The sequence below is a fragment of the Halomonas sp. genome, from assembly GCF_041689495.1.
Classification (GTDB): Bacteria; Pseudomonadota; Gammaproteobacteria; order Pseudomonadales; family Halomonadaceae; genus Halomonas.
Genome location: NZ_JBDNGD010000413.1, coordinates 1 through 4056 on the forward strand (window position 1 = coordinate 1; position 4056 = coordinate 4056).

Genomic DNA, 4056 nt, shown 5'->3' on the forward strand with positions numbered 1-4056 from the left:
AGGTCGCCAAGCTGTTCGACATGCTGCCGGCCGAGGCCTACCTGCCGGACGGGCGCACCCCGGCCGACAGCGCCACCGTGCGCTCGGTGTTCATCATCGGGCCGGACAAGCAGCTCAAGCTCTCCATGACCTACCCGATGACGGTGGGCCGCAACTTCGGCGAGGTGCTGCGTGCCCTGGACGCCCTGCAGACCACCACCCGCAAGGGCGTGGCCACGCCGGCCGACTGGACCACCGGCCAGGATGTGATCATCCCGCCGTCGGTCTCCGACGAGGACGCCAAGGCGAAATTTGGCGAGTTCGAGACCATCTTCCCCTACCTGCGCAAGACCCGTCTGAAGGACTGATCGCGCCGGGCACCCGACGCAAAAGACCCCCTGCTTCGGCAGGGGGTCTTGCGTTGTGGCTCCGGTACCGGGGCTGGCGTCAGTACTGCTCGACCTGGCGCGCGGCCGGCTTGAAGGGGCCTGGTTCGAGGTCGTGGCGGGCCAACAGCTTGTAGAAGTCGGTGCGATTGCGCCCGGCAATGCGGGCGGCCTGGGTGACATTGCCCTCGGTGATCTTGAGCACCTTGATCAGGTAGCTGCGCTCGAAGGCGGCACGAGCGTCACTGAAGGTCGGCAGGGCATGATCCTCGGTGGCCAGGGCCTGGGACACCAGCGCCTCGGGAATCATCGCCGAGCTGGTCAGGGCCACACACTGCTCCACCACATTGACCAGTTGGCGGACATTCCCCGGCCAGGCTGACGAGGCCAGCAGATTGAGCGCCTCCGGCGAGAAGCCCTTGACGAAGGGCTTGTGGCGCTTGGCGGCCTGAACCACCAGGTGCTTGGCCAGCAAGGGGACATCCTCTGGACGCTCCTTGAGGGCCGGCAACCGAAGGTTCACCACGTTGAGCCGGTAGTAGAAATCCTCGCGGAACTCGCCCTCCTGCATCGCCTGATCGAGATCCCGGTGAGTGGCGGAGATCAGCCGCACATCGATGGGCACCGACTGGGTCGAGCCGAGCGGACGGACCTGGCGTTCCTGCAGGGCGCGCAGCAGCTTGACCTGCAGTGCCAGGGGCATGTCGCCGATCTCGTCAAGGAAGAGAGTGCCGCCGTCGGCGGCCTGGAAGAGCCCCTGATGGTCGCTCACCGCGCCGGTGAAGGCGCCCTTGGCATGGCCGAAGAGCTCACTCTCCAGCAACTGCTCGGGCAGGGCCCCGCAATTGATCGCCACGAAAGGCTGGTCAGCGCGGGTGCTTGCCTGATGGATGGCACTCGCCAGCAGTTCCTTGCCGGAACCCGAGGGGCCCGTGATCAGCACGCTGACGTCCGATCCCGCCACCATCTTCGCCTGTTCCAGGATGCGCTCCATGCCGGGGTTACGGGTGATGATCGCCGAGCGCCAGGCCTCGTCACCTTCCGAGAGGGTGCCCGGTGTCTGGACGAGGGCCTCATCGATGGCGGCAAAGAGCTCGTCGCGATCCACCGGCTTGGTGAGAAAGCTGAAGACCCCTTCTCGCGTCGCGCTGACGGCTTCGGGGATGGAGCCATGGGCGGTGAGCAGGATCACCGCCAGACCGGGGATCCGTCGCTGGATCTCCCGGAAGAGCGCCAGGCCGTCCATCTCGTCCATGCGCAGGTCGGTCAGCACCAGGTCGGGACGATCCGTTTCGAGCGCCTTGAGGGCCTGGCGCCCACTCTCTGCCGTGGTGACGCGATAGCCGCGGCTCTCCAACCGCATCCCCAGCAATTTCAGCAGGCTCGCGTCGTCGTCGACCAGCAGGATATGTGGGGTGGCCATCCTTGGAGAGGCAGGCCGGCTGTTCCAGATATCGGTGGGAGGTTGTCGTAACGGTCGCTTCACGTGATCACCTTCCTGTTCCGTCGGTCTGCTGTCGCAGGTTGATGTTCTGTTCGATGGCGGTCAGCGCCTCCAGCTTCTCGACCAGCGCCGCGTTTTCCGCTGCCAGGGCATCCCGCTCGGCCTGGGTGCTGGCCACACGCCCCGCCAGGGCCCGTCGCCGCTCTACCTCGTTGAGCCAGTAGCGCAACATGGGCTGCAGTTCGATGGGGGCGGCATGCAGGTCTGCCTTGAACAGTTCCGAGGCCTGATCCCACTGACGCTGACGCCCCCAGGTGAGCGCCACGGCCCGGGCCAGGCGGCGTTGGGGGTCGCTGCCCTCGAGGCGAGTCAGCATTGCCTCGCGCCAGTTTCGATCCCCGCGCTGGGCGGCGAGGCCGAAGGCGATCCAGTCGTGGAGCAGGCAGTCCCGCTCGGCGAAGTCGGGAACCTCGGCATGGCAACCGCCGATACTCGCCGGCGGTGGCGTCGGCGCCTGAATGCCGAAGGAGGACTCTGGCAGGAGCTCGCAACCGGCCAGCCAGGTCGCGGTCAGGCAGGCCAGCAGAGGACGAAGCATCATGAGGCTGTCTTCCTTGGGTGCTCGCGGGTTGCTTGGCCGAGCACCGGATTATCGTGGGCCGTCGTCACAGTATCGGAGAGATGTGGCAGGGTGAGACGAAAACACACCGGGAAATGAGGATCATCCACCAGTTCCAGGCTGCCGTTTTGCAACCGTGCACAATCCGCAGCCACCGATAGCCCGATACCCGAGCCCTTGAGCGGGCTCTTGCGACGAACGCGTCCCTGGTAGAATGCCTCGAAGAGTCGCGGTCTGTCTTCCACGGCGATGGGGTCACCACTGTTGGCCACCTCGATCACCAGGCGGTCGGGATGCCGCCGGGCCCGGATCTCCAGTTCCCCCGCATCTTCTCCATAGGCGATGGCATTGGAGATCAGATTGTCGAGGATCCGCATCGTGGCGGTTCGATCGACATGCCATCTCAGGGGGCCATCGAAGCAGTCGACCCGCATGCCCTTATTCTGCAGCGCCAGCCGGTGCTTGGCCAGTACCGCCTTGACCAGGGTGGCGATATCCAGCCACTCCGGTTCCATGGGCTGGTTGTGCTGGAGCAGGTTGTAGTCGAGCAACTCTTCGATCAAGCGCTGCAACTCGCCACCGCTGGCGTCGATCAGATCGAGGATCTCACGCTGGTGGGGACTGAGTTCACCGGCGACGCCATCGGCCAGCAGCGACGACCCCTCCCGCACACTGGCCAGCGGTGTCTTGAGCTCATGGGACATGTGGCGCAGAAACTGCTGCTTCTGGGCCTCGAGTTCCTCGAGTCGCGAGGCCAGCCAGTCCAGCCGCTCATCCAGCTTGACCAGCTCGGCCGGGCCCTGGATGGGGCGCACGACCTTGTCGACGCTGCCATCGCCGATGCCGAGGATACGGCGTTCAAGCTGACGCACCGGTCGGATGATCAGCCAGGTGAACAGCAACATCAGCACCAGGCTGGCCGAGACCAGCGCCGCCATCTGAACCCATAAGCGGGTCTGGACGCTCTCGGCCCGTTCACGAATGGCATCGATGCGGCCATCGATGTGCTGATTGGTGGCTTGGCGCATGGCCTCGGTTTGCTGGGCAAAGGGCAGGAAATCGACAAGCCGTTCGCGGAACGTCTCGATAGGCAGATCGGGTAGTCGTGCCAGGGACTCGAGTTGCCGACCCACCGCCTGGACATCCGGATTCTCCGGTAACAAGGCGCGATGCTCGGCCAGCAACTGGCGAAACTCCTGGACACGCTCATCGAAGAGCTCGAGCAGGCCTTGCTGTTCGACCACCGCGTATTGACGCGCGCTTCGCTCCATTTCCAGGCCCAGGGAGATCAGCGCTCGGGCGCGACGGGTTTCCTCGACGGACTGACGGGCACTCACATCGGCCAGCCGCGAGAGTTCCGCGAGGGCCTGTCCGGCCTGGAACATCAGGACACCCAGGGGCAACATCACCATGAGAAAGGCGAGCAGGACGAGTTGCAGAAGCGAACGGGGACGCCAACGACGCGGTACTCGGTGAGTCATGACCTTGCTTCTTTGCCAGCGAATCGGGGACACCGCCATGGTCCATCCATTCGAAGAATACCAGAGTTCCGTTGATCAGCGCCTTCCCCGCCGGCGTCATACACTGGCAGCGATGCCATGCAGAGAAAGCCGAAGTGAAGAAAACCG

General features: G+C 64.9%; 3 protein-coding genes and 1 pseudogene. 1 reads left to right on the forward strand and 3 read right to left on the reverse strand.

Features of this window, described 5'->3' with window-relative positions; translation table 11 throughout:
- A pseudogene (locus ACESMD_RS12860) lies at positions 1 to 347 on the forward strand (peroxidase); the annotation flags it as partial.
- Positions 348 to 426: 79 nt separating this feature from the next.
- Here the strand turns inward: ACESMD_RS12860 and glrR are convergent.
- The 3 genes from glrR to ACESMD_RS12875 form a co-directional block, all read right to left on the reverse strand.
- Positions 427 to 1788, reverse strand: a complete 1362-nt coding sequence (gene glrR / locus ACESMD_RS12865; RefSeq protein WP_372613768.1) for a two-component system response regulator GlrR — start codon at positions 1786 to 1788, stop codon at positions 427 to 429.
- A gap of 67 nt (positions 1789 to 1855) precedes the next feature.
- Positions 1856 to 2410: a hypothetical protein gene (locus ACESMD_RS12870; protein ID WP_372613770.1), complete on the reverse strand. Its 555-nt coding sequence runs from the start codon at positions 2408 to 2410 to the stop codon at positions 1856 to 1858.
- Positions 2407 to 3909, reverse strand: coding sequence for a sensor histidine kinase (locus ACESMD_RS12875; RefSeq protein ID WP_372613772.1), 1503 nt, complete (start codon positions 3907 to 3909; stop codon positions 2407 to 2409). The genes ACESMD_RS12870 and ACESMD_RS12875 overlap by 4 nt, the downstream gene beginning before the upstream one ends.
- Between the last annotated feature and the right edge of the window lie 147 nt (positions 3910 to 4056).

What these genes read in the sequence shown, in the direction of transcription:
- ACESMD_RS12870 (WP_372613770.1), bottom strand. Translation starts at nt 2,410, where the DNA reads ATGATGCTTCGTCCTCTGCTGGCCTGCCTGACCGCGACCTGGCTGGCC.
- glrR (WP_372613768.1), bottom strand. Translation starts at nt 1,788, where the DNA reads ATGGCCACCCCACATATCCTGCTGGTCGACGACGACGCGAGCCTGCTG.
- ACESMD_RS12875 (WP_372613772.1), bottom strand. Translation starts at nt 3,909, where the DNA reads ATGACTCACCGAGTACCGCGTCGTTGGCGTCCCCGTTCGCTTCTGCAA.